This window comes from uncultured Abiotrophia sp. (genome assembly GCF_963520105.1).
Lineage (GTDB): Bacteria > Bacillota > Bacilli > Lactobacillales > Aerococcaceae > Abiotrophia.
Genome location: NZ_CAUQPN010000008.1, coordinates 39,033 through 63,158 on the forward strand (window position 1 = coordinate 39,033; position 24,126 = coordinate 63,158).

Sequence of the window (24,126 nt, forward strand, 5' to 3'; positions counted from 1 at the left end):
CTGACGATTACTTGCTGGAACCTGTCGCAATCCCGGCAATAAATCGTTTTTGGAAAATAATATAGACAATGACAATCGGAATGATTGAAATGGTCGTGGCAGCGAAGAGGCCGCCGTAGTCGGTGCCATACTGGCCATTGAATTGACGTAACCCTACCGCCAAGAGTTGCTTAGACTTGGTGTTAATCATCAAGTAAGGCCAGAGGAAGTCTTCCCAACTCCATAGGAATTGGAAGATGGCTAAACTGGAAATGGTGTTGCGTGACATAGGCAAGATTAGGCGATGGAAGATATAGAAATCCGAACCCCCATCGACTCGTGCCGCTTCAATCAGCTCATTGGAGATGCCTGAGATACTTTGTTTGAACATGAAAATCCCGAAGCCACTGACCATACTTGGGATAATCAGAGATTTATAGGAATCCAGCCAACCGAACTTAACCATCATCTCATATTTAGGAATAATGGTCACGGCCCATGGCAACATCATAGTACTCATGACCACCGCGAACAGCAAGGATTTGCCTTTGAAAGTGAACTTGGCGAAGATAAAGCCAAAGAGCGCAGAGGTGTAGATAATAATGGCCGTAATGGTCACCGAAATCATCAAGCTATTCCAGAACATGCCCATGAAATTGAACTTTTCCTGGATATTGGTGTAGTTGTTGAAGGTAGACATGCCCGGGAAGAGACCCCCACCTAACTTGACAATCTCACTATTAGGCGCAAAGGAAGACACCAGCATCCAGATAAAGGGAATAATGGTGATAATGGCCAAAGCCGCCAAAATCAGATTCAAAATCAGGCTTAAGATGCCTTTAGATTTCATTGTTGGTCACCTCCCATATCCATATAGCGGAACATTAAGAGCGTTAGCACGGCAATGACGACGAAGAGAATGACCGCAATGGCCGAAGCCGTCCCAAAGTTATAGTTGACGAAGGCCTCATCAAAGATTAAGTAGGAAATAACAAAAGTCGAAGTCCCCGGTCCCCCTTCCGTCATAATCAGAATTTGAATATAGGTTTGGAAGTAGGAAATGAGGGAGGTAATGGTAACGAAGAGAGTCACTGGCTTGAGCAAGGGCAGGGTAATATTCTTGAAGGTCTGCCAGCCATTGGCCCCATCAATGCGACTAGCTTCATAGACCTCTTCCGGCAGGCCCATGAGCCCCGCTAGGAAGAGAACCGTCGCGTAACCAAAATCTTTCCAGACGGTCATGATGATAATGGCAATCATGGCCCAGTTAGAGTTCTTGAGCCAGTTGATGTCCAGATGGAAGAAGCGATTAATGAGCCCAAACTGAGGATTAAACATCCACATCCAGACGAAGGAGACGGCCACCATGGGGGTAACAGTCGGCATATAGAAGAGGCCTTGGAAGAAGGTCCGCATCTTGGTCATGCGCGAGAAGAGCATGAGGGCCAAGGCCAAGCCCACTGCCAACCGCAAGACGGTCGAGACAAAGGTGAAGAACAAGGTATTAGTCAGCGACTTCCAAAAGAGCTTATCCCCTAATACGAAGCTATAGTTCTCCCAACCAATATAGTTGTACTTCTGGGTCAGCGGATTCCAGTCATGCAGACTCCCGGCAAAGGCCTTATAGATGGGATAGAAGAGGAAGACGGCAAAATAAACTATCAGGAAGAGGACCGACACATTACGAAAGTTGAGTTGTTTTTTCAGGATATTCATCATTTTAACTCCTTTTAACAACGAGAGTGAGTGAGTAGCTGACTACCCCCTCACTCTCAGATTGAGATGCTACCTCATGCCGAGCGGCCTAGGGCAGATCTTCTATTCTTATTGATAAGCTGATTCTAGCGACTTGAAGGACTCATTACGCATGTCGCGTTCCATTTGACGCTGCGCATTTTCTAAGGCTGAATCCAAATCCACGCCATTATAGAGCACTTCTTCGGCTGCCTTCTTGGCACTTGTTTCCATGGTAGCAGGGAATGGGCCAGGCCAAATCAACTTCTTGATACGTGGTGCAATCACGGATAAGACAGGGTCTGACTTGAGTGATTGATCTTCTTGGACGCTATTCTTGGTTGGATAAGAAGCATAGGCTTTGGCTGCTTCTAATGAGTATTGGTCGTTAGCCAAGAGATACTTGAGGAAGTCTTGGGCCACTTTTCTTTGTTCTTCTGATTGGTTCTTGTTAATACCTGGGGTGCTTTCGCCGTTGTAGCGGTCATAAGCAAAAGGCTGATCCTTGCTGAAGGTTGGGGTCGCGAAGACGCCGTATTCCACATCTGGATACTTGGTCTTAAGCTCGTTAGCGAACCAGCCCCATTTGTAAACCATAGCAGATTGTTGGTTACCGAAACTTTGGGTATCGTCGGTCCCGAAGTCCTTAGAACCCACGCCATCCACCTCATAGAGGTCCACTAGGAACTTGAGGTTTTCTTTGGTCGTTTCGTTATTGTAGTTAGGGGTGGTGCCATCTTCTTGGAAGAGTAAGGTCCCCTTTTGGTAGTTGAGGCCTTGGTAGAGACCAGCATAGGAGCCATTCCAGTTGAAACCGGCTTGAACTAGGTTGTCGCCTTCCTTGATGGTTAATTTCTTAGCCACTTGGCGGAACTCATCCCAGGTCTTAGGAATGTCCTTGTCCGTTAAACCGGCTGCTTGCCACATCTTCTTGTTATAGTAGATGTTGCCCGTATTCATGACGATATCGATATAGTTGACTTTACCGTCCACGACATGAGGCTCTACCCCGGTGAAATCTGCCTTGAGATCTTCGGTTGGAATATCATAAGCTTCTAGGTAGCTTGACAGCAACTTGTCTTGGGAGTTATGAATATTGAAAATGGCTGGACCATCCGAACCTTGTAAGGCCAATGGCAACTTGGTCCAGTAATCATCCCAAGGATGGTTAACCACTTCAATTTTGACATTAGGGTGTAACTTTTGGTAGGACTCCGCTAACTTGATAGCTGGGTCGCCGTCATTCCAGGTCCAGTACTGAATGCTGATATCCTTGCCGTCATTAACAGGCGCCTTGGTATCATATTGGACTTTCTGGCCGAGCGTGTCGTTAGCCTGAGCAGAGCTGAGGGGCACCACGCTGGTAGCTAACAAAGCAGAAAAGGCCACAAGTAGTGACTTCATCAACGGTTTTTTCATAGGGAACAGTCCTTTCTCGTGTTTAGGTTAAACGTTTAACCTTTACTTGAGTGTAGCACTCGGCTTAAGGTTTGTCAAGCGCTTTCTTTTTTGAGTTGGAGGAAATCCCTGATTTCTGGCTAAAGCAGAGGAGCCTTCCCCCCTTTTTCCGGCAAAATCAATGGAGCTAGTGGTCCACTCCGGAAAGTGGGCCACTAGCTCATACTAAATCGGGGTATTTTCCAGGTTTCCGGCAAAATCAACGGAGCCAGTGGTCCACTCGGGAAAGTGGACCACTAGCTCATACGAAATCAAGGCTTTTTCCCGGTTTCCCGGCTAAATCAAGGGAGCCAGTGGTCCACTCCGGAGAGTGGACCACTAGCTCTTACGAAATCGGGCCTTTTACCCGGTTTCCGGCTAAATCAATGGAGCCAGTGGTCCACTCCGGAAAGTGGGCCACTGGCTCGCACGTAATCGAAGCTTTTACCCGGTTTCCTGGATAAATCTGAGGAGCTAGGCTTGGGACTTGCGGAAGGAGCGCCACCAACGCCAGACTAGGACTAGGGAGAATAAGCCTATCAAGCAAAATAAGGTCGGTAGGACGACTTGTGGCACTAGTAGGTCAGCCTGGAAGTTGGCGCTTCTGACTAGGGCGGAATTTAGCCAGTCAAAAATCACATGCGCCAATAGATGAATGACATAGAGGACTTCCAGAATGAGCACGGCAATGATTAGCCCTTGCGACTTGTGAGCAAAGCGCTCTGATAATAGGACGACTTGAATGGCGAAATATACTACGAAGACTAGGATTGAATTGAGGCTGGTAGGCTTAATCGAAGCCTGCATCTGTAGGAATCTCAGCAAAGCGAGTCCAGCAAGCAGTAGGATTCTTGTGAGTAGGTAGAAGGACTTATAGCGCGCACGTTGCTTGCGCCCTTGCTCTTGAATGGAAGAAAATTGGTCGGTCATGATATTACTCCTTTGTTAAGGTGGCTAGGGTGTACTCTAAAATCCTTACCGCTAACACCGCTTAAGTAATTACTAATCTGATTATAGCAAATCTTAGCACAAGAGGTAAATGGAGAGGTGCTTTATTAAGCGAGAAGTTGCTCTGGCATCCGCCGCGATGCCGTCACCGTCTACGATGAAGTCGCTTGAGCTAGTTACACCTATTGCCACTTGTCAAGGACTTTTTAATCAAAATCATCTTTTTTTTCATTCGATTTTCTCCTAAGCTCCCTCAGCATTATTCTTGTAAGTTTATCTTGCATTGTTTCAGTTGCATTTTCATCGAAATGGACAACAACTTCATAGGTGGTCTTTCCAATCTTTCTCTTTGTGCTAATGCCTTTTTTATCTGTGTTTTTCAGTTCTTCCATAAATTCTCCTTTCCTCGTTGAAATAAAAAAAGCGATTAGATTTTTTATTTTCTAATCGCTCTTACCAATATTTTGAAATTAGTTCTAAAACCAAGAAGCTCAATCATCTCTAAATTGAGGTTTCTCACTATTTTCATATGGATTATAATGATTGATGTTGCAGCCAAATTCTTTTAGTTTCTTGATTTTATTCTCCTTTGTCCACTCAACCAACGATATACCATCAAATCCTTCTATTCTTCCATCATTCATCTTACTTTTGAAGTACCATTCAACAACTGTTTGATGTTCACTATGGAAAAACTGCTTTATATCCCACGCAAGCACTTTTCCTCTTGTATTCCACTCATTAAACCAATGCTTTACAGTTGCTCGATTTTCATATTTAGGACACCAACTTTCAGTATAAACAACATCTTCCGCAAATATATCGTCTATTCCTAGATCTTGTTGTTTGAGCCACATATCAAACCATAAGCTAATGATCTTCTCTCGGTTTTTCATATTTATCACGCTCCTAATGCTCGGACTTATAAATCCATTTTTAGATAAATCATATGCACCCTTGCTCTTGAATTGAAGAAAATTGATTGGTCATGATATTACTCCTTTGGTTGAAATGAGGACGGGTCTGGGGTAGCCAGCGACAGTCCCTGTCACCTCTATAACTCTAGGCGCCCCTATGAACGCATCACCTGAGCACCTTCCTGTTTGGCGTCTAACTTTCTAACGCCTTGTCTTCCTCAGTCGCGGCAATATCCTGCTGGGACTTGCGATAGGAACGCCACCAGAGCCAAGAGAAAGTAAGCGATAGCAGACCTAGGCCCAGTAGGATGGCTGGAAAAAGGAATTTGAAATAAAACATTAGTCTCTCGGTATTCTGTGACTTTACATAAACAAAGTTCATCCAACTAAACACAAAATGAACAAAAAGGTGTAAGGCATAGAGGGCATCTGATACGACAACGCCCACCAATATCGCGGCTGACTTACGTCCAAAGTGCTCTGATAACAAAACTAACTGTGCAGTGAAGACTAGTGCGAAAAACACCAAGGGCATCGCTTTAAAATCTTTGATTTTCGCGAGAGCTTGTATGGCACTGAAGACTATCAGACCAAGGAGAAGCAGATATTTTGTCAGCATATAGAAGGATTTATAGACTAGTCGCTGATGGCGTCGCTTGTCTTCTAGATTAGGCGACACTTCCAATCCTTGAATCAGAAGATAGAGAGAATCGCTTGGGCTATCTTCTATTGCGGACCGTTCCGACTCCCAGACTTCCAATGCAGTGCGACGAACTTTTTTAAGGGACATGACTAGCAGCAGCATAGATAAAATAGATAAACAAGCGCCTATAACTAATCCAGCTTCCAAGAGTGCGGCATAGATAAGAAGAGCAAAACCTAATCCACCCTCACCATAACCATGTCGACCATTCCTATTAAATATCATAGCAATAATCAAGGCAATATTGACTAAATCCCAGACCATAAGGGCAACATAAGCACCCGACTGGTAGCGGAAGCGTCCGAAGAGAGACATACCTAAGCCGATTAAAGCCGGTAGCACCACCCAAAGCCATATTCCATATCCCGGTCTATACTCCAAAAGTAAATCAGGTATCCACCAGAAAAAGAGGTAGATAATCAGCATAGTCAGACGAAAGATAAGCGTGACATGGTGAGTGAATTTAAAGCCTCTTATGGCTTGCCAGAAATCCTCGCGAATCTTTCTATCTTTGTCAGAAAGTTGTCTTGTCATTGGAACACCCCTTTATTCAGGCGACTGGGATAGCACCTCTATCTCTAGCTTCCCTAGCCCCTTGGTGGAAAATCACTAACCTAATTATAGCAAATATTAGTATAGAAGGTAAACGGATTATTTAGAGATTTTAAAAGGCTAAATGCTTTTCTGCCTGAGCCAGTCCATTGTTCTGACTATCTATGGACTGGATCAGAAACAGTCCGATGCCTACCCCAATAAATAGAAAAGCCCAGCGCAAGTCAATTGCACTGGGCTTGTTTTATAAATCAGTAGAAATCAGTTAATACTAGAGATAGTTCTCATGTAAGTCTCGAATTTGCCGGAAGATTGCTTCTAAGACTTGAACCACAATACTATTTCCAGCCATCTTAACTAGCTTGGTAACGGTTAGAATGGTCCTATCTCTACCTACAGTAATATTCTCTTGAGTTAAGCGATCAAACTGCTCCTCAGAAAAACCCATTAATAAGAAGCACTCTCTTGGGGTCAGGTTACGATATTTAGGGTTCTTTTCCGTCAGAACCGCTGAACCATACGCGATAACCCCTGAATTAGGATTCCTATCTTGCTTAGTTGTGACTGTACGGGCACTTAAATTCTCAAAGACTTGATTACCTTCTGCTAAAATGAGGTTCTCAGCAAAGATCTTTTCTCGTGAAGGTGTTAATTCTGGTGTACTCTCTATCGCTTCAGCGCGATAAACGTCGTTACTATAATCTACCTTTAGGTAATCCGCCAAAGACTTTCTTTGTGCCTCTGGGCAAATAATATGTTCTAGTGAATTGACTACAAAGTAGTCTTCTATCTCTCTTCGCTTTCCAGCATCCGTTGCAAGAACACTAATCATGTAGGTTCTAATTCGAGATTGCGGCACTCCAAAATTTCTTGCATCTAAAGTGTAGACTTGATTGATATAACCCAAGGAACTTAAGAAAGCTTGCCATTCTAAGAAGTTGTCGATGTGGCGTGGCGACAATATATTACTTACATTCTCCATTAATAAAAATGGCGGTAAATCTCGTTCACATGCTACATATTCTTTAAGAATACGCTCTACTTGCCATAATAAAGTAGATTTATTATTGGCATCACGGTCAATCCCTCCGGAATCTCTATTATGCCAATAGCCGCTTATTGATAAATCTTGACAGGGAAATGAATAAGTTAATATATCAGCTTCAGGCAAGTCTTGCGCATGAATCTTAGTAATATCAACTAAGTTGTTGTTGTTGCGAATTGAGCACAAAATAGCCTTAAGATGCAAGATTGATAAGGAGGAAATCGCTCGCTCACTCATCGGGTTCTTACCATCCATGGATAATGTGTATTCTTTGAGTTCGTCAATTAGATCTTGCTTCGTATAGTGTCGGAACGCGGACAAATCTTGCTTGCCGTTGTGTAGAATATCGTAGGCATACATAGCATTAACGTCCCACTCAGAGATTGCTACTACCTTGTGGTCGAGGCCAATATTTTTTAGGGCTTGTGTTTGGCTCCCAATCCCACTGAATGTCTCAATCATTCTGAGCATGTCCTTCACTCCTTCCAAACATGAGATATTCTATCATACTTCTAAATGAGTTTAAAGATATAATAGTCTATCTCGTTAAATCTCTCAATTTTTAAATGTCTCTTATCTATGTTGCGCAGGTTTCCAACAGTAACCTTATCTAAATTGGCCAATCTCCGATCTAAATATCCTAACAATTCTAGCAAAGCCCTCTCAGGAATACATAGTTTTTTCCCGAATTGTCCCGCTAACCTTGCTTCTATCACATTAGGATTGTTGATATCACCAAAATATAGTCTGAATGATTTTTCTTCTGGAAATTTATAAAGCTGGTTAAACCTAGGTGGGAAGATAATTTCCCCGCTTATATGTGTACTATCTAAGTCACTCAATAGATACAATGGGATCTCAAATTCATTATAATACCTATCTATCCTATTCCGCGGATTGTATCCCACGTGTCTAGTAATTATAACTTTTGGACTGTCCCCATCATTAGCTATACTTTCTTCTTTATCCAAAACTATATCTAGTGGGAGTTCTTCAGAATTCGACTCAACGATGGAATCTACTTCTCTCCCTACAATAGGGACATTAGCTAGAACTCCTATATCATTCGCGAGCATTGACAGACTTGCTTGCTCCAAAAATAGCTCATTTACATTTTCAACAGACTTTATCATCAGCTCTCTCTGAGCAAGGTATCCGGCCTCGGAAAAATTAGCCGAACCAATAAATACATGGCTACCCTCAGAATGACTAGATATAAATTCGATTAACTTAATATGTGTACAAGGTTCCTTTACTTGGTAAAAAATTTTTATATTGGGGTAAGTGGACATTAAGGCTAAATAGCCCACATGATCTTCTTTGGGAATCCCGCGAGTCGCCATGCCTATATAAACTTCTAAGTTACGTCCACCAAGGATATTAGCTACACGCTCAATGAATTTCGTGGAACTATAGCCAGTGATTACTCGTATAGTTTCTACTTTTTCTATGTATCCTTCAATAATATTTTCGTAAATTTCGTCACTAATTAACATCTAGGACCCCTTGATTGAATCAAAAAGATACTGAACATATCCTTCGATGCCACCTTCAGCTAATTCTGGATAAGTGACAGGAAGTAATGCTGTATTTAACTTCAGGATTGAACGAAAGCCGTTCCGACTAGAGTCCTCTATCAAGGCGTATTGCTTCATGATCTCTCTGTATAATTCAACATAATAACCTAGCCCTGGCCGTTCCACTAGGTTCATAATGGTATCTGTTGTATTAGAAGCTAGCCTTTCCCTTGTTGCCTCTACACTTCCAGCCCAAGACAAATGGATATACCACCATATTTGCTTAAGCCAGATCCGTCTATTCATCCGGAAAATACGATCTTCATTAGCATTGCCTTGCCAACGTACACGAACAATATCAGGAACTACTCTTACTGATAAATACCGCCATACATCATCATTGGTGGCTACACGATTATTAAAACCCGTTCTTGGATTTAATACCTCATACAAAGCAAGGCCAAAATTTAAATCGTATAGGTAAGTTGGAATACGATAAAACTGATCAAAACCTTCTCGCTCATACATCTCGTCTCTTTTTGCAAGCAACCGCTCCCTTAATGAAACAAATTCAGGACTAGGTGAGATAGATAGACTTCCATCTTTATTGATGAACAAGCGCTCATAATCTATTGCTGCACTTGATACATCGTAGTTTAATTGTTCCCAATTAATCATCTTTGTTTCCTCCAGTCAAGTTCATTTGCGAAATTGACGCCCGTAGACTATTTAAGACTGAAATGACATCAGAGCGATCAACTGAAAATGTATCGAGCCAATATTGTACAGCTGCAAGCACCGATCCTGGAGCAGCTTCGTCGAGATGCTCATAGTCGATATCTCCTGAAAATAATACCTTATTGATGATCATAGCCATAGCCTCCACCATCACTTCCTGCATTAAACATTGACTGACTTTTTGCTTTTCCTCTTTGACTTTTAAGAATACTGGATGCTTGGTATTAAATAGTACTCGAACATTGTCGTAGTTGAAGATATCGGTATCCGGTTCTGTAAAATATGTCTCTAGTTTCCAGAGTGGGCCACCTACCTCTTCATACTCGCCAATTGGGAAACTAGATCCCTCTCCATCAACTGAAATGACAAATTCAGCCAGATTGTTTTCTGTGAGAATCATACCTGCTAATTCAGCTTGATCAGGTGACTTTTTCACCGCTTTTTCCAAGTACATAAACAGATGGAAATGTACCTTTCCTCTTAGTGAGCCTTGAGGAAACTCTTTAATCAAAGTCCATTTCTTCTGATCAGAATCCAACTTGATAGAACCTACATTTTCTGAATATTGGAATTTAGCCTCATTTGAAAACACATGAACGCCAAAGCCAATAGTATTCATAAAATTGGTAATCCCGAATGGACCAAATAAGTCGCTAGGTTTATCAATCTTCACCTCTAACTTTACTTTCAAGTTATTGGAGTCCGGAGCCCATGAAGAATCTATATCACTAATTACAATTTCACCATAATTGGTGGTGTCGATAGCAATTTCTTTTCCTTCATAGTCATAACTTAGGAAAGGACCCTTCACGTCTAAACCAATCTTCTTATAATCCTTAGTCCCTATCTTCTTATATAGGTTGATTATGTTAGCCATTAAAGATCCCCCTACTTACTCTCTATAATAATGTTTGGCATAAATTTATTAGATGTCTTACGCATTGCTAGTACCATATGATATGTCTGTGGTTTATTAGCAGCAAGGAAGTGAACAGCCGTCTGATTCATAGCAAAATTATAGGCTACATTTCGACCATCCTGGAACCGAAGCTTAGTGAATTTAAATGGAAATGGCACATCAGTAATTTCTTTTTGCCAAGACGCATAGTCAAGGTTGCCTGCTTGACTCACTACCGCAATCTTCAAGCGACATTCCTTGTTGATTGGGATCGCAACTTCTACTTCAATTTCAACTTGGTCTTCCCCTACTAACTTGCTTCCAAGAATGCTTACCGTAGCCTTATGTTTTGGCCCGTTTCTTCTATCACCAGATGGTCTTGAAGGGCGATCCTTGCTAGCGCTAGATCCCTTGCCAAAGCCAGTTGGCGGCATAAGTAAGGTACCATACTTTTTAGCCAATCGGCTAGTTGCAGAAAAACTGTTGTTAGATGTTTCCGTCTCAAAATATTCTTGAATCGCCTTACGAGAGTTACGTATGATTCGCTTCACTAAAGTGAACTTATCACCGTCAACCCAATCTGCGTGGTCTGCATTCTCTGAAGCTCTTAAATACTCCTCTAAACTATCATGCTCATAATATAGAGGGGACAATTTTACAGCTGACCTTGGAACAAACATGCCTAATAGCATATGTTTTTCACTTTGAATAGGACCTGTTGGAACCCACGATTCGTCTATCGCATATCGCACAACCATACCTGGCATTCGAGAAAAGGCAAGTACCCTAGAGTTATGCGATTCAATTTTATCCTTGGAGTAATTTCCAAAATATGCCAATGGTGATTGATAATAATCTGGTGGCCCCATCTTCAGTTCTTCACGACTCGCTTCTATAAATGCTACATATCCAATCTCTTCAGTAGTATTAGCTAAGTCTTTACGATGAATAGCAACTGGTTTGACTATTATCTTTTCAGATACACTGTTTCCTATTAATGCAGAATTATAGATATCTTGCATCAAACGGAAAACAGGAAGCATAGTGCTTTTTAGAATCGGACGATCATTTACCCTACACAATAATTGAGCTCTCTTAAAGTGAGTACTGTAGGATTTGTTATTTATACGCGGATAGTACCATCTTTGAACAGCAACTTCTATCTCACTTGAAAGTTCGTTTAGCCAACCACACTTTTCTTTTATTGGATCATTGCTGGTCTCATGATTAATAAACTCTTTCTTGAGATAAGGAATTATAATACTAGTACCTGTTTCATCCCCACTATAGCGTCGCAGATTGAAAATCGAGAGAAATTCCTGTATAGTTTCGGGATCTACGATAGGATATATTCGATTACCATTTTCGCTTTCTACGCCCCACCAAGCGATCCCTCTATTACTCTTCGTCAATAAGCGATATGGTTGCTTATTATCTTCTATCAATGAAGCAATAAGACGTTCTTGATAGCCACTTTTTCGCTTAATGCGTGTGTAGTAAATAACTAGTCCTATCCCAACACGAAAATAGCTAGTCTTACCTAGACCCCAACTACCACCCGCACCTTCAACGTCCTGGTTCTTTCCTATACCAAAGACTAACTTATGGAAGTTAGACTCATTTAATACTTCAGGTACTTCAGATGTGAAGCTCCCAGTCAAACCTGTAGTTCCACTATCTTCAATGGATAAATAATGTTGAGTTCTAGGAAATCGTCTTGCTATTTCGGGGCCAACAGCTTCAAACCATCTACTTAGTTCTTGAGACTCAAACTGTCCAACGTGATAATCTACATAGGTGAATCCATTAGCACTTCTGTCAATCGAGGCATCTAAACTGTTCTGTATAGACTCACGAACTAGTAAATCAACCATGGGTAAGCTTCTATTCTGTAAAGACCGAAGAATGGAAGACCCGTCTTGCGCCATACTTTGAGGATCTTCAGGCGCCAATTTAATCCTTAACATCATTTTTCTCCTCATCATCACTAAAATTACTTACATTCGGACTCACATACTCTACTGTAGAAGTATTTTCACTAGAGCCCGGAATCCAAATACTAATACCGATCGCATCATGGTCTAACCCAAGAGATTCCCGATTATCTCCCATATTCGGAGTTACGCCATCTTTTGCAATTCGATAAATGAGCAACTGTGGCACATTATCAAAATGATGCTTTCTACGAATTGCTCGTATTGCAACTGTCTCACTTTTCTTATTTTCTATAGATTCACAATTCGGTATATCTGCCAACAAATCATTAGGACTTCTTAGCGTCCCGATAGAATAGATCTTGTCTGTGCTTCTAGCTTTGTGCTTGGTACGGATCACACTATGCGGATCATAGCCGTATATATCCCAATCACTATTACTATCTGCTGGCTCAACTTGCCCCTTGGAGGAGAGTACCACCGACCAATTTTCTAATTTGTGTTGATTCTTTTCACACCATTCCACCAATGAAGATAGCATATCAAACGTGTTATTTTCTCGCACCACATAATACTTACTTAAGTACTTAGCAACATCAACAAAACTAACATCTCGCCAAACCATGTATTTTCCTGTTACTTCTGGAACGCTTAATGAATTTAAGAACTCTTCGGTTAATCTGAAGTTTGCTTTAAGTTTCTCTACATTATTATCATAGTAAACTACTTGTGGACGGAACCCATTAAAATTGAATTCTGTACTTATGGCTTGCTGCATTCGATTGGATGCTGTTAAGCGAATTAGGCTTAAATTAGGCGACTGCTTCAATCTCACACCATAGTCAGTCGGCTTTAGGCGATTTTTCGCTAAGACCTCTATCTCCTCACGCAATTCCTCATTCATTTGAGATAGAAATTGATATTTTATGTGGGTATCGGTATCAAGCCATATTCTAGGGAATATCTCATAGCCTTTACGGTAACCGAACCAACGAGCCATCTGCATCAGGGTATCAGCAGTTCGACTTTGTCGTAAGAAGTAAGTAGATACTAAACCTTGGATCGTAAGCCCACGCGCTAGTGTATTGCCTCCTACCACAATAAAAGCTGGCGCTTGAGACATTGCTTTATCAGGATACACTAAACGAATATGTTCGTCGCTATGTCTGTTGGCATTGCCTCGACTATTATCTATCGCCAAATGAAATCCCTTATGGTAGGATAAAGCCCCATTATCATCAATCTTAATATGGCTAATATACTCTTGGTCATCATACCGTAAAATACGTTGGACCCATCCTTTTATATTCTCCCAACGTGGATAAACTGGGATGTTTTCAGGGTGTGGATAATCAGGAAACCCATCTAAAAACATTTCTTTGTTGAAGTCTAGTGTCTCATTTTCGTATTGGATTTTCAGCTCTTTAATTACGCTACCACTGTTATTTTTTAAACTCTTCATATATGCTTCGATAGCTTCTGCTATAATCTTATGATCATCAACTTTAAAGCTAGTGTGCACCAACATGCTAATTGGCTTACGGTAGTTTAGACTACGCAAAGCTGCTACGCTAATTATGAACCAATTGACCGCTTCCTTTAGTGACTTTGGAAACGCGACCTGTTCACCAGAGCATAGACGGATTACATTATTTCTATCTTCAGATGAGATTTGTCGTACAATATCAACACTAGGGTTTTGTTCAGGCTCTGATGTCCCAAAAATCTCACTAGGCCCAATATATTCAGGCGATTTTGGTAAGACAATGATATAGTCTTTGGGATATAAAGAGTGTTCCCCTACTTCATTAAGAATATTTGCATAAGGAGTAGCTGTATAAGCAACATAATTCATTGACTTAATACCATCTTGATGTACTAAGCTCTTTATGATCCGGTTAATCACAGTTGGTGACTCATCTGATGCAACGTCATTGGTATTAATACTTGCTTGATCAGCCTCATCATCTATAATCAAAATCTTCATTTGCTTCATCTTCTTCTGATCAGCATATAACCATCTTTTCAGAGACTCTAAACGCGCTTTATTTTTCAAACACACCATCATATAGCGCTCGCGAGAACCATCTTCTAAGGAAAAACGACTCATGTCATATGCCGGGTTGGAGGAACGAGGAGAAGGCTTGTCTATATGATTCCACACCAAAGCCCCCCCAGGTACATGTAAATCGTGAAAAAGGCGAAATGATGTCTGTTGTCTTAAAGATTCAATAGTACCACTTAGAACAATAAATATATTAAAGCCCTGATCTGCAGCCATTGCCATTACACCAGCCATATTAGCTGTTTTCCCAGACTGAACGTTACCAACTACTAACCCCTTAGTGGGCCCATCTTCCTGTGAGTCTAATGTCATATTCTGTAATATAGATACCGCTGATTCCTCTAGTTGTTTAACCGTCTCATACGACCATCCTTGTTTCAACAATCCTTTAGAATATTTTTGCCATGAGGAAGCCTCATTCTGAGATATTTCTACATTCATACGCTTATTATTCGTAAAGCACTGGACTTCTTGTCCATTTTCTGAGGAGTAGATCCTTTTAACTAGATCATCAAAAATTTTTTCATCTATATTATTAAGCATCTTTAAACCAAATGCCTTATTCATCCCCTCATTAGTGAAAAAACTTCCATCTATTAAATGTTGCATTTCTACTTGTTCGCTCATCTTTGCCTTTATCCATTCAATAACAAATGAATAGCTAAAATCATCATAATTTTCCATATGTGCTCCCCCAATCTTATTTCGTAATTAAAATCACATAACCGATAATATTATATCATTATTCACATAGATTTGCCTTATTATTTTGTATATTCTCAAATAAAATTTCGATTAGAATATTTGAATAAATCCAATAAAAAATGGACATGGTTGTTAGTCACATCCATGTCCACTTCTACCATATTCTATCTTCACTCTACTCCGTCAACATCCTGTGGGATATCCTTCATAAACCTTTCGAAAGCTCCTACAGGTGCAAAATCAATGTAGATTGTAGAGTAATCATCCTTCTTACGCCACAAGCGTACAGAATCAGTTCCTCGCTTCATTAGCCATTCTTTTGTAACTAGTTTTCGCTCACTTAGGCCTAATACATCAACTAATAGCCACTGACCTAAAGCACTTTGCCCATATAGAACTCCATTTTCGTCGCGCTCTGTCCGACTACCTGATTGGAAGGCCTTCATTCCTTGCTGAGTTATTAGCCCAGGAATTACCTTACCATTTGGCAACACGATATGAAATCTCAAGATCGGTTTGTCGTCTTTTGAATATTTTGCTTGATCAGCTTCAAAGCTAAAAATATCTTTAACAAAGAAGTCAGGGCACTTTCTATGAAATTCTTTAGGAATAGGAATATAAACTTCATTTAGCGGTCTCAAACGGTCAGAGCCCTTATTTTTTGACGCTGCATTCCACATATTCAAACCTGATTTCTCAGGAACCTCCTTATCCCGATAGGAATAAAGAGGCAAGTATGCTTCCACATATTCTTCTTGAGATGTCTGGTATACACTTTGCGTTTCTTCCACAAGACTTAAGTAAGCATTTAGCAAGAATTCGAACGGATCATCTATAATATTCACATCAAACTGATTCACTACTAAAGAATCAGGAGTGTCTGAATCAAAATATTGGAAGATCTGCGAATCCCCATAAGTGTACTTATATTTTTTCATCCCATCTGACCACTGGAAAGAGGTACTAGTTCGACTGAAGTCTTGTAAGTTATTTAAATCCACTAGTGGGTACGAGCACTCTTGTATCCGGAATCTTCCAGCGTCTCGTGTGATATAGTGATAGATATTGCTGTCTTCTTTAAGACCCAAGCGCATATAATCTTGTTGCATACGTCGATTCTTAATGGCTGATATCTTATATGCAATAGCCTCAAGTTCACTCCCTTTTAATACTTCATCAATTTCTGATTTATAGCTCTTGAGCTGCATTACTTTCTGAAAAGATGGCGAAGACTTCATCCAAGTTTTAAGGCCTATCCCTATTCGTTCTTGACCAAAGATCGATAGAATATCATGGGGGGTATTCCCAATATCGACATTCTCGCTATTAAATACTCGTGCATAAATAGTCTCTTGAAACTTTGAATCTAAATAGGGGATTTCATCCCCATGCTTCTGGCGAAAAAGGTTGGATAAGGCCCCATAAACCTTCAAAAACTTAATATACTGTTCGCGTTCTTCCTTCGAGTATCTTTCCCACACAGACATCATAATCACCACACATTATTCTTGGACAATACTATAAAATTCTAGACTTGCTCGTTTCTTGATTAGCGCTAAGTACTCCTCATCTGATAGGAGGGGTATATTTTCGCGTAACTGATGTGCCTTTTCTTCAGCCTCTTGATAGGTACTTGCTAGATCAACGACATAGCTCTCACCTTCGAATTTACCGTGTAAAACCGTATAGGTGACTGCATAAGGTCCGTCCATCGTATCTTGATCCCCTTGCCTATCCCCAGCCATGTCTAGGGCTAAGGCAATATTTTCCGCAATACGCTTGATAACAGGAACCACTACACTGTTTCCTGCTTGTTTATAGAGATGACTGTCTGTTATTTCAGGTAATTTAAAATCTTTAGGGAAGCCCTGAACATTAAAAGTCTCTCTTGGTGTTAGCTTTCGAATCCCGGTATCTGATAAAATCAGCGGTACATTGTGCCCGCCCATCCCCATATTAGCAGTCAAGGTCGGAACAACACCAGACTTATTCTCTCTTACATATTGGCGACGCCATTGATAGACTGTTTCCTGGCTTGTGATAGTGTCAGCTAGCTCACGGTAGAAGCGTTGCTTATCAGATGTGTAATAGTACTTAGCCTTTTCAGCTATGTGGAAGTCAATAACATCATCTAACTTAGTAGTTAGATCTACTGATTCTGGAAATTGAAACGCATCGAAGGCCTGTTTGTCTCGGAATCCTACAATATAGATACGTTCTCGGTTCTGAGGGATATTACCGTGATCCTTACCATTAAGAACTTTCCACTTAATATAGTAACCATTGATTGTAAGTGCCTCACGAATTACCTTGAAGGTATTACCGTGGTCATGGATCACCATGTTCTTAACGTTCTCAACAAAGACAGCCTTTGGACGTCTTGCGATCACCATGCGTAGTAGTTCAAAAAATAAGTCGCCTCGTTCATCTTCAAAACCTTTGCGGTAACCTGCGATACTAAAGGCCTGACACGGAAACCCACCCACAACAAGATCCACTTGCTCGCCTATCTCGTCTGGGCTTACTTCGTGAATGTCACGTGGATCCAGAAATGTATCAGGATAATTCAAAGCATAGGTAGTACGTGCATTGGCGTCAAACTCATTCGCATACACTGTATGGAATTTTCCTGTTTGCTCGAATCCAAGCTCAATGCCACCGACACCACTGAAGAAGGCTGCGATATTATATTTTGCTGTTTTCTTTGTTTGTTTCTTAGGCATAAACTTACTTCCTGTCTGAGATCATTTGATTTCGAAAAAGGCTACGACCTATTTGTCGGTCATAGCCTATGAGATAATATTTGCTAGGCAAACTTCTGTTCTATTTTAGCATAATTAACACCCTTTGTATAGAATTACGAGCTACTCTCAGGCTAAGAATTCATAGCATAAAACAAGCTCTGACAATATGAAAAAGCGCCCTACCGGCGCTTTTCTTTCTCTAATTTGCCAATTTCTCATTCACCAATTCCTGAACAACTTGCGCATCATAACCCGCATCAGTTAGCCGGTCGATTCGTTCCTGTCCATTGCCCCAGTCACCTCGGATAACTGACCAGGCCAGATCACCTAGGTCGCTAGCTGCATCGACACATCCATTCGAATGGTTGGCTCCCCTAGCTTCACTGCTAGTGGCTACACTCCCTGCCCTAGCATCATATCGAGGCCGGGCATAGCCTAGAATGCGCCAGTCGTCACTAGCATAATGGCGGCGAACAACCTGGTTGAGCCAGTTACCCTCAATAGTATTGATGGTCTCGCTGTCGCCGTCCACACTTTCCACGATGCCGATGTGAGATGCAGGCCCACCACCAAAATCGAAGAAAATTAAGTCGCCGGCTTGAGGCCAGACATGCCCTAGCCAAATGCCCTGCTCTTGGCACCAGGCCAGATGACGGGGCACGCCACATTCGCGCCCAATCAGGTGGGCTATACCAGCCTGGTCCCCCATGACGGTGACAAAGACATCGCACCAGTCGTCACTATAGGTCACGGCGTAGCCGACCGGCAAGGGCTCGACAGCGTTGTAGGCATCAATGAGGGCCTGATGGGCGGGACTTCCGCCTTGGGCGCCTAGGTAGGCTTGGGCCTTGGAGAGAAGTGCTTGGATTTGTGGCTTCATGGGTGGGTTCCTCCTTTGAATGAGATGAGATGGGTTTCGAGCGTGGGATGGGTGGCTTGGGGCGTGAGCGGTGGGCCTAAGCGGTCTTTACCTTGGTCTTAGTCTTGCGTCGGCCATAATGCCAGCCTTGAAGCAGTGCCCCTAGGAAGACGCCAACTAGGTTGAGGGTGCCAACTAGGCGGTGGGCCCAGGGGTCGGGCCAGGCATAGAGTTCGGCTAGGCCTTGAACTAGGACCGCTAGCGCCGGAATCAGAATGAGCGCTATCCATTGGATCGTCGCATAAGCCTTGCGACTAGTGGGAAGATGCATAATGACTGCCTCGCTTTCTTTGCTTAGAGATAGAAGTGCGTGGGTGCATCAGGCCAGACTGTGGGCCCGCCTGTCCTCCAGGCACCCCAAGCGTTGGCGGACGCGGGACAGGTCCTGAGTGACTGTTGTGACTTGAGTCTGGGTCACTCCCAGGTCGGTCTGAGCGACTTGGAGCTGGGCTTGGGTGGCGGCAAGATCAGTTTGCGTGGTGTGCAGGTCAGCTTGGGTGATTACTAGATTGTTTTGTGTAGCATGCAGGTTGGCTTGGGTGGTGACTAAGTCTGCTTGGGTGGCATGCAGATTGGCTTGAGTGGTGACTAAGTCATTTTGCGTGGCATGCAGGTTATCCTGGGTCGTCGCCAGGCTGGCTTGCGCGCCTTGAAGATTACTCTGCGTACTAGCCAAGTCCGTCTGCATACGCTCAATTCGAAGAATTAGCGTCTGGATCGCCGCAATCAGGCGCACCAACTTACCCAGGAGGGTCGCGCCCGCGACTAGGCCGGACGCCAGCGTCGTAAGCTGTAGCCATGTCATGATGAAGGCTCCTTTCTGAATGATGGTGGGGTGGCTACTTGGTTGGCGCCAGTCCATTGTTCTAGCTATCTATGGACTGGCTCGTAAGATACTAGGTGTTTTTGGCTGCGCCATGTCGCGTTGGAAGCCCAATGCGACTTGGCTCATCCCCAACGCGACATGACGGGCGTTATTTCGCCCTTTTCCTAGCTGAAAGAGGGGGGCTGTCGCAGCCACGTCGCGTTGGAGGCCCAATACGACGTGGCTCATCCCCAACGCGACGTGGCGGGCGCTTTTTCGCCATTTTCCGGACTAAAAGAGGGCGTACCGCCTTAGCCATGTCGCGTTGGAAGCCCAATACGACGTCGCTCCTTTCCAACACGACGTGGCGGGCGCTTTTTCGCCATTTTCCGGGCTAAAAGGGAGTTTCCTGCCGCAGCCATGGCGCGTTGGAGGTCCAATGCGACGTGGCACTCCTCCAACGCGACGTGGCGGAGGATTTTTCGCCCTTTTCTGAGCTAAAAGAGGGTATCATGCCGCAACTACGTCGCGTTGGAGGCCCAATACGACATGGCGCTCCTCCAACACGACGTGGCGAGGGATTTTTTGCCCTTTTCCGAGCTAAAAGAGGGGGGCTTGCCTCAGCCTTGTCGCGTTGGACGCCCAATGCGACATGGCGCTTCTCCAACACGACGTGGCGGGCGTTTTTTCGCCCTTTTCCGAGCCAAAAGAGGGGGGCTTGCCTCAGCCTTGTCGTGTTGGAGTTCCAATGCGACGTGGCTCACTCCCAACACGACGTGGCGCCACCCCACCCCTAAGCCTCAGCCTTATAAACTTCCTCTACGGTGCGGGTGACGTAGTTGGCGGTCTTCTCCTTGGCAAACTGGTCGACGGCGTCCTTGGTGAAGATGTCCTTGCCTACGATGGTGGCCATGGCCGCTTTGGCCTGGTCCTTGGTGATGTCTGCCTTGGCGTGGCGCAGGCTAATCTTCTTAGACTTGCCGTCTGCGGTCGCGAAATTCATCTCAAATGTCTTAATGGTTTTGTTAGCCATGATGGGTTCCTCCTAAATTATCTACTCTACTCAACAAGTCGATTAGTTGACGCTGAAGACCTCGGTCACCTGGGTCTCAGTGATGGGATGCTCAACTAGAGTAGCAATAGCGTCGCGCACTGACTTGATGTCCTCGGCGCTGGCGTTCTCTACCAGGTTGGGCATAGAGACATTCTCCGCCTTCTTGTTCTCATCCAGGGACTTGAACTTGAGGATGCCCTTAACATATGATCGTGCCATAATGAATCACTCCTTAAACTAGTTTCTTGTAACGTTACATACTTAAAAAGAATTAAGCCCCCGCCTCATGCCCAAGTCAGCCTCAAAAATTTATTTTTCTGCAAAATAAAAAAGCCCCCTCTGCGGGAGCTGGAGAAAAAGAGCTGAGCAAGGCACTCAAGCCGACCAGTCGCTAGCTTGCAGGGTCTGGCGTAGGCGCTTGAGGCGGGCATAGTAGGTATTCTTACATATGCCTAGCTCTTGGCATTTGGCCCCAAGCGAGAGTTGCTCGTTCTGGGCCACACAGAGGAAATGATAATCTGCTGGCGACAAGACTTGCGACAGCAACAGCGAGTTGACCAGGTCGTCTAGAGGCGGGCGACTGGCGCCAACCTGTTCGGCAAAATGCAGGACCTTCTGATTGCCAATCAGGCCTTGCGCCTGACGTGATCGTTTGGCTAGGAGTTGACCTAGATGCCAACTCAGGCCCCGCTGAGCATAGCCCACGAAGCGGAAGCGGTCAGACTCGCTGAGCGCGTTACCATCGAAGTCGCGGGCTAGGCGGACAAGGTGAAGGTAGAGTTCATTAAAGTAATCGTCATAGTCTTGATCCTTAGCCAAGAGATGGTATTGGTGCAAGACATGATGCAACAAGAGCCGGTAGCGGGCCAGGAGTTGCTCTTGGTCCAAGGCATAATGGTCGGAAGTCATAGCTGTTCCCTCCTTAACCCTTGTTAGGCAACTGCATGGAGTTGAGGCCGCTCTTGCGCCAAGTCCTTATAGGCTTGGTCCAACTGAGCCTGCAAGTCGACCGGGACCTTCCATTCCTTCCAGAAGCTGACAGCTGCTTCATAACGCTCCTGTGGCAGATGGCCATAACTTGATAAGCTAAAATGACTGAGGAAGGCCAGGCGAGCCGTCCGATAGACTAGACGCACCAGTTCCGGACGCCGAGCTATTAGCAAAGCATCCTTGTCCCCTAGTCGTTGGTGGATCTCATGACGGCGCAAGCGCGTTAGGGCATAAGTGGCTTCAGGTGACAGAGGTTGCCGGTCTAAGAGAGTCGTTAAAACTTGGAGATGGCTGTTAATCTGCCCCAGCAACTGGTGTTGAGCTTGGACTTGGGCTTCTAGGCTAGTCATTTGATTGTTCAATGTACTTGGGCTTGCTGTTTCCATGGTAGTTCCTCCTTATATTATGCAACGGCTTGATTTTCTTGGGTTGGGTTAGTGAAGTTGGACTGAGGTGTGCTAGGGCCAGGGCTCGCCTGCTTAGCCTGCGTTTGACTGGCTTGTGTCTTAGTACCCTCAGTTGTCACATCTCGCCGGCCTACTGCTTGGGCTTGATGGATGCTGGCACGCATGGATTGAACCCAGTCGTCCACCCGGTCAATCTGCTTAAGATAATGGTCGACCATAACCTGATTCTGAATAGCCTTAAAGTCATCAATATAGCGCATAGGCGCTAGCTTAACCAGCAAGTGGTCAATCTCATGACTGAAGGCGATGATTCGATTGAGGCCCTCCAAATCCGGAATGAAGGTCGTGGACCGATTAGCAAAGTGCGATAAGCCCTCCCGGAATCGCTTGAGGTAGCGGTAGCGCTCCTCAATAGATTGTAGCTCTTCCTGATACTTAGCATTAGCCTGCTTAAGGGATTCCCGTAGACGTTGGTTAGTGGCCTCCGCCTCGGCTAGCTTGGGGGCTAGTGGGTTGGACTTCAGGTCTTGACTTGGGGTAAGCATGTTAGTCTGAGCCTGGCTCGCTTGGTGTGTAGCATTGTCCGATTGGGCGTCAGACTGGAGCCCGTCAGCTTGAGGGCTAGTTGGAACCTGTTGCGTAGCAGCTTGGTTAGCAGCGGGAGATTGCGGTGCACTAACTTGACTTGCTTCAGGCGAGACGGCATCCTGTGTCTCCTTCTCACCCTTTTGACTGTCAACTTGTAACTGACGACCCTCCTGGAAGCAAGACTCCAGCTGTCCCACCTTCAATAGTCGCTTAACAGTCCGAAGTTCTAATTGAGACATTTGATGCAGGTACTTGCGCTGTCCTGAGGGTAAGGTATAGAGCTTCTGACGATGTTCCTCGGGAATGGTCGCAATCAAGTAAAGTAGCGATAAGCCTAGATGCTCGTAGCACTTCATCTTAGGTAAATTCTTGGTCACAAACATCATGCGATTGGCTTCATCATAACTAATATAAGTCGTCTCTAACCAAGGGAGAAATCCCTCCTCTGATAGCAAAAACGACTTGGCAAAGTGTAAACGCCGACCTATCTCCCAATAGGATCGGGTGACCTGAACGGAATAGGCTAAAATCTGCTCTCTCACCTTGGATAAATCCAAGTTTTTTAAATCATCGAATTTCATGGTTTTTCTTCCTTCCAAATGGTTATAAAAACCCATGCAACAAAGTATTTACTTTTTTGATATAACTTTCTTGTTCGGTCATGATTTTTTGGTGAGTTCGGGTTAACCCGAACTCGAATAATTATATTGTCCCAATATAACGGGTTCGATAACTGCGCCTCCTGATGTCATATGTCGAATTTGATGTCTTGGGTATCACCCATATTCACCCCTAAATGACGTAGGATACCCATACAAGAGAAATAGAAAATCTCAAGTTGCTCTTCAACCGTCAGTTCCAAAGCTAGACAGACCGTAATGATGGTCTCAATGCTTAGACGGCCACAACCATTGAAGATCCGAGAGACTGTAGCTGGCGAGCAATAGATTTTCTCTGCAAGCGCACGCTCTGTCATGCCTCTCCGCTTAAGCGCCTCATAGAGACGCTCATGATCGTATTGGTAGCTAATCTGAATTTGCTGCATCTCTCTCATAAAGTAACCCTCCTTTCTTATAGAATTTGTCTTGATATAGCAAAAAGACGACTTCTACCTAACTGCTTAACCATGGAGCCAAACGAGAGAGAGAATCCGCCTTAACTTACTATAGTTATATTATACGCCTGGAAATTCTAGAAAGAAAGCCCTTCACTAAATGATTTCATAATTTGCAACAAAATTCATTTTGAGCAATATTATAGTCTAAGAAATGGCTTATTGATGGGCTATTGTTAATTGAAGAGGTTAATGAGGTTGTGCACATTACGGTGTATAATGAAGGGGATTGTAATGGCAATAAGTATGTATAGGATAACTAGTATGAAAGATAATAGTCCGGTAAATTACTTTATATATCTCATATAAGTTGAAAATACTAAGATTGGAATA

General features: G+C 43.5%; 25 protein-coding genes. All 25 read right to left on the reverse strand.

Annotation, left to right across the window (positions count from 1 at the left end; translation table 11 throughout):
- Positions 1 to 7: 7 nt before the first annotated feature.
- The 25 genes from RWO08_RS07905 to RWO08_RS08025 all read right to left on the reverse strand — a co-directional run bounded on the left by RWO08_RS07905 (position 8) and on the right by RWO08_RS08025 (position 23,733).
- Positions 8 to 829 (reverse strand): carbohydrate ABC transporter permease, encoded by an 822-nt coding sequence (locus tag RWO08_RS07905; protein WP_023392404.1) that lies wholly within the window; start codon positions 827 to 829, stop codon positions 8 to 10.
- On the reverse strand, positions 826 to 1,695 hold the full coding sequence (locus RWO08_RS07910) for a sugar ABC transporter permease (RefSeq protein WP_314211727.1): 870 nt from the start codon (positions 1,693 to 1,695) through the stop codon (positions 826 to 828). The genes RWO08_RS07905 and RWO08_RS07910 overlap by 4 nt, the downstream gene beginning before the upstream one ends.
- A 108-nt stretch (positions 1,696 to 1,803) precedes the next feature.
- Positions 1,804 to 3,132, reverse strand: coding sequence for an extracellular solute-binding protein (locus tag RWO08_RS07915; RefSeq protein WP_291454662.1), 1,329 nt, complete (start codon positions 3,130 to 3,132; stop codon positions 1,804 to 1,806).
- 492 nt (positions 3,133 to 3,624) lie between these two features.
- The gene (locus RWO08_RS07920) at positions 3,625 to 4,080 is read right to left on the reverse strand and encodes a hypothetical protein (protein ID WP_314211728.1); all 456 of its coding nucleotides are present in this window, start codon (positions 4,078 to 4,080) and stop codon (positions 3,625 to 3,627) included.
- A 224-nt stretch (positions 4,081 to 4,304) separates the two neighbouring features.
- The gene (locus tag RWO08_RS07925; RefSeq protein WP_268445227.1) at positions 4,305 to 4,490 is read right to left on the reverse strand and encodes a transposon-encoded TnpW family protein; all 186 of its coding nucleotides are present in this window, start codon (positions 4,488 to 4,490) and stop codon (positions 4,305 to 4,307) included.
- A gap of 99 nt (positions 4,491 to 4,589) precedes the next feature.
- Entirely contained in the window at positions 4,590 to 4,994 is a 405-nt protein-coding gene (locus RWO08_RS07930; RefSeq protein ID WP_070755722.1) for a nuclear transport factor 2 family protein, read from the reverse strand.
- Between the two features lie 214 nt (positions 4,995 to 5,208).
- Entirely contained in the window at positions 5,209 to 6,252 is a 1,044-nt protein-coding gene (locus tag RWO08_RS07935) for a hypothetical protein (protein WP_314211729.1), read from the reverse strand.
- Positions 6,253 to 6,541: 289 nt separating this feature from the next.
- The gene (gene dcm / locus RWO08_RS07940; RefSeq protein ID WP_314211730.1) at positions 6,542 to 7,786 is read right to left on the reverse strand and encodes a DNA (cytosine-5-)-methyltransferase; all 1,245 of its coding nucleotides are present in this window, start codon (positions 7,784 to 7,786) and stop codon (positions 6,542 to 6,544) included.
- Positions 7,787 to 7,827: 41 nt separating this feature from the next.
- Complete coding sequence (locus tag RWO08_RS07945; protein ID WP_314211731.1) at positions 7,828 to 8,811, reverse strand: phospholipase D family protein; 984 nt, start codon at positions 8,809 to 8,811, stop codon at positions 7,828 to 7,830.
- Positions 8,812 to 9,510, reverse strand: a complete 699-nt coding sequence (locus tag RWO08_RS07950; protein ID WP_314211732.1) for a hypothetical protein — start codon at positions 9,508 to 9,510, stop codon at positions 8,812 to 8,814.
- Positions 9,503 to 10,447, reverse strand: a complete 945-nt coding sequence (locus RWO08_RS07955) for a hypothetical protein (RefSeq protein ID WP_291454581.1) — start codon at positions 10,445 to 10,447, stop codon at positions 9,503 to 9,505. Before RWO08_RS07955 ends, RWO08_RS07950 begins: the two co-directional genes overlap by 8 nt.
- 11 nt (positions 10,448 to 10,458) lie before the next feature.
- Positions 10,459 to 12,435: a hypothetical protein gene (locus tag RWO08_RS07960; RefSeq protein ID WP_314211733.1), complete on the reverse strand. Its 1,977-nt coding sequence runs from the start codon at positions 12,433 to 12,435 to the stop codon at positions 10,459 to 10,461.
- Entirely contained in the window at positions 12,422 to 15,151 is a 2,730-nt protein-coding gene (locus tag RWO08_RS07965; protein WP_314211734.1) for a Z1 domain-containing protein, read from the reverse strand. Before RWO08_RS07965 ends, RWO08_RS07960 begins: the two co-directional genes overlap by 14 nt.
- A 191-nt stretch (positions 15,152 to 15,342) precedes the next feature.
- Positions 15,343 to 16,662, reverse strand: coding sequence for a restriction endonuclease PLD domain-containing protein (locus tag RWO08_RS07970; protein WP_314211735.1), 1,320 nt, complete (start codon positions 16,660 to 16,662; stop codon positions 15,343 to 15,345).
- 12 nt (positions 16,663 to 16,674) lie between these two features.
- The gene (locus RWO08_RS07975; protein ID WP_314211736.1) at positions 16,675 to 17,895 is read right to left on the reverse strand and encodes a DNA cytosine methyltransferase; all 1,221 of its coding nucleotides are present in this window, start codon (positions 17,893 to 17,895) and stop codon (positions 16,675 to 16,677) included.
- A gap of 220 nt (positions 17,896 to 18,115) precedes the next feature.
- Positions 18,116 to 18,796 (reverse strand): CHAP domain-containing protein, encoded by a 681-nt coding sequence (locus tag RWO08_RS07980; protein WP_314211737.1) that lies wholly within the window; start codon positions 18,794 to 18,796, stop codon positions 18,116 to 18,118.
- Positions 18,797 to 18,872: 76 nt separating this feature from the next.
- Complete coding sequence (locus RWO08_RS07985; RefSeq protein ID WP_314211738.1) at positions 18,873 to 19,106, reverse strand: phage holin; 234 nt, start codon at positions 19,104 to 19,106, stop codon at positions 18,873 to 18,875.
- Positions 19,107 to 19,154: 48 nt separating this feature from the next.
- Complete coding sequence (locus RWO08_RS07990) at positions 19,155 to 19,640, reverse strand: hypothetical protein (protein ID WP_314211739.1); 486 nt, start codon at positions 19,638 to 19,640, stop codon at positions 19,155 to 19,157.
- 69 nt (positions 19,641 to 19,709) lie between these two features.
- The gene (locus RWO08_RS07995) at positions 19,710 to 19,889 is read right to left on the reverse strand and encodes a hypothetical protein (RefSeq protein WP_314211740.1); all 180 of its coding nucleotides are present in this window, start codon (positions 19,887 to 19,889) and stop codon (positions 19,710 to 19,712) included.
- Between the two features lie 544 nt (positions 19,890 to 20,433).
- Positions 20,434 to 20,673: a DUF2922 domain-containing protein gene (locus RWO08_RS08000; protein ID WP_291431321.1), complete on the reverse strand. Its 240-nt coding sequence runs from the start codon at positions 20,671 to 20,673 to the stop codon at positions 20,434 to 20,436.
- Between the two features lie 42 nt (positions 20,674 to 20,715).
- Positions 20,716 to 20,913: a hypothetical protein gene (locus RWO08_RS08005; RefSeq protein WP_268445269.1), complete on the reverse strand. Its 198-nt coding sequence runs from the start codon at positions 20,911 to 20,913 to the stop codon at positions 20,716 to 20,718.
- Between the two features lie 156 nt (positions 20,914 to 21,069).
- On the reverse strand, positions 21,070 to 21,603 hold the full coding sequence (locus tag RWO08_RS08010) for a hypothetical protein (protein WP_314211741.1): 534 nt from the start codon (positions 21,601 to 21,603) through the stop codon (positions 21,070 to 21,072).
- A 23-nt stretch (positions 21,604 to 21,626) separates the two neighbouring features.
- On the reverse strand, positions 21,627 to 22,070 hold the full coding sequence (locus RWO08_RS08015) for an ORF6C domain-containing protein (protein ID WP_314211742.1): 444 nt from the start codon (positions 22,068 to 22,070) through the stop codon (positions 21,627 to 21,629).
- A gap of 17 nt (positions 22,071 to 22,087) precedes the next feature.
- On the reverse strand, positions 22,088 to 23,260 hold the full coding sequence (locus RWO08_RS08020; RefSeq protein ID WP_314211743.1) for a hypothetical protein: 1,173 nt from the start codon (positions 23,258 to 23,260) through the stop codon (positions 22,088 to 22,090).
- A gap of 167 nt (positions 23,261 to 23,427) precedes the next feature.
- A complete protein-coding gene (locus RWO08_RS08025) occupies positions 23,428 to 23,733 on the reverse strand; it encodes a helix-turn-helix transcriptional regulator (protein ID WP_314211744.1) in 306 nt (101 codons plus the stop codon).
- Between the last annotated feature and the right edge of the window lie 393 nt (positions 23,734 to 24,126).

Bases quoted from the DNA above. Each gene is read 5' to 3' on its own strand.
- RWO08_RS07955 (WP_291454581.1), bottom strand. From the start codon at position 10,447: ATGGCTAACATAATCAACCTATATAAGAAGATAGGGACTAAGGATTAT.
- RWO08_RS08020 (WP_314211743.1), bottom strand. From the start codon at position 23,260: ATGAAATTCGATGATTTAAAAAACTTGGATTTATCCAAGGTGAGAGAG.
- RWO08_RS07970 (WP_314211735.1), bottom strand. From the start codon at position 16,662: ATGATGTCTGTGTGGGAAAGATACTCGAAGGAAGAACGCGAACAGTAT.
- RWO08_RS07945 (WP_314211731.1), bottom strand. From the start codon at position 8,811: ATGTTAATTAGTGACGAAATTTACGAAAATATTATTGAAGGATACATA.
- RWO08_RS07905 (WP_023392404.1), bottom strand. From the start codon at position 829: ATGAAATCTAAAGGCATCTTAAGCCTGATTTTGAATCTGATTTTGGCG.
- dcm (WP_314211730.1), bottom strand. From the start codon at position 7,786: ATGCTCAGAATGATTGAGACATTCAGTGGGATTGGGAGCCAAACACAA.
- RWO08_RS08015 (WP_314211742.1), bottom strand. From the start codon at position 22,070: ATGGAAACAGCAAGCCCAAGTACATTGAACAATCAAATGACTAGCCTA.
- RWO08_RS07960 (WP_314211733.1), bottom strand. From the start codon at position 12,435: ATGTTAAGGATTAAATTGGCGCCTGAAGATCCTCAAAGTATGGCGCAA.
- RWO08_RS07920 (WP_314211728.1), bottom strand. From the start codon at position 4,080: ATGACCGACCAATTTTCTTCCATTCAAGAGCAAGGGCGCAAGCAACGT.
- RWO08_RS07985 (WP_314211738.1), bottom strand. From the start codon at position 19,106: ATGCATCTTCCCACTAGTCGCAAGGCTTATGCGACGATCCAATGGATA.
- RWO08_RS08000 (WP_291431321.1), bottom strand. From the start codon at position 20,673: ATGGCTAACAAAACCATTAAGACATTTGAGATGAATTTCGCGACCGCA.
- RWO08_RS07930 (WP_070755722.1), bottom strand. From the start codon at position 4,994: ATGAAAAACCGAGAGAAGATCATTAGCTTATGGTTTGATATGTGGCTC.
- RWO08_RS07925 (WP_268445227.1), bottom strand. From the start codon at position 4,490: ATGGAAGAACTGAAAAACACAGATAAAAAAGGCATTAGCACAAAGAGA.
- RWO08_RS07990 (WP_314211739.1), bottom strand. From the start codon at position 19,640: ATGACATGGCTACAGCTTACGACGCTGGCGTCCGGCCTAGTCGCGGGC.
- RWO08_RS07965 (WP_314211734.1), bottom strand. From the start codon at position 15,151: ATGGAAAATTATGATGATTTTAGCTATTCATTTGTTATTGAATGGATA.
- RWO08_RS08010 (WP_314211741.1), bottom strand. From the start codon at position 21,603: ATGACTTCCGACCATTATGCCTTGGACCAAGAGCAACTCCTGGCCCGC.
- RWO08_RS07935 (WP_314211729.1), bottom strand. From the start codon at position 6,252: ATGACAAGACAACTTTCTGACAAAGATAGAAAGATTCGCGAGGATTTC.
- RWO08_RS08005 (WP_268445269.1), bottom strand. From the start codon at position 20,913: ATGGCACGATCATATGTTAAGGGCATCCTCAAGTTCAAGTCCCTGGAT.
- RWO08_RS07980 (WP_314211737.1), bottom strand. From the start codon at position 18,796: ATGAAGCCACAAATCCAAGCACTTCTCTCCAAGGCCCAAGCCTACCTA.
- RWO08_RS08025 (WP_314211744.1), bottom strand. From the start codon at position 23,733: ATGAGAGAGATGCAGCAAATTCAGATTAGCTACCAATACGATCATGAG.
- RWO08_RS07915 (WP_291454662.1), bottom strand. From the start codon at position 3,132: ATGAAAAAACCGTTGATGAAGTCACTACTTGTGGCCTTTTCTGCTTTG.
- RWO08_RS07975 (WP_314211736.1), bottom strand. From the start codon at position 17,895: ATGCCTAAGAAACAAACAAAGAAAACAGCAAAATATAATATCGCAGCC.
- RWO08_RS07995 (WP_314211740.1), bottom strand. From the start codon at position 19,889: ATGAGCCACGTCGTATTGGGCCTCCAACGCGACGTGGCTGCGACAGCC.
- RWO08_RS07950 (WP_314211732.1), bottom strand. From the start codon at position 9,510: ATGATTAATTGGGAACAATTAAACTACGATGTATCAAGTGCAGCAATA.
- RWO08_RS07910 (WP_314211727.1), bottom strand. From the start codon at position 1,695: ATGAATATCCTGAAAAAACAACTCAACTTTCGTAATGTGTCGGTCCTC.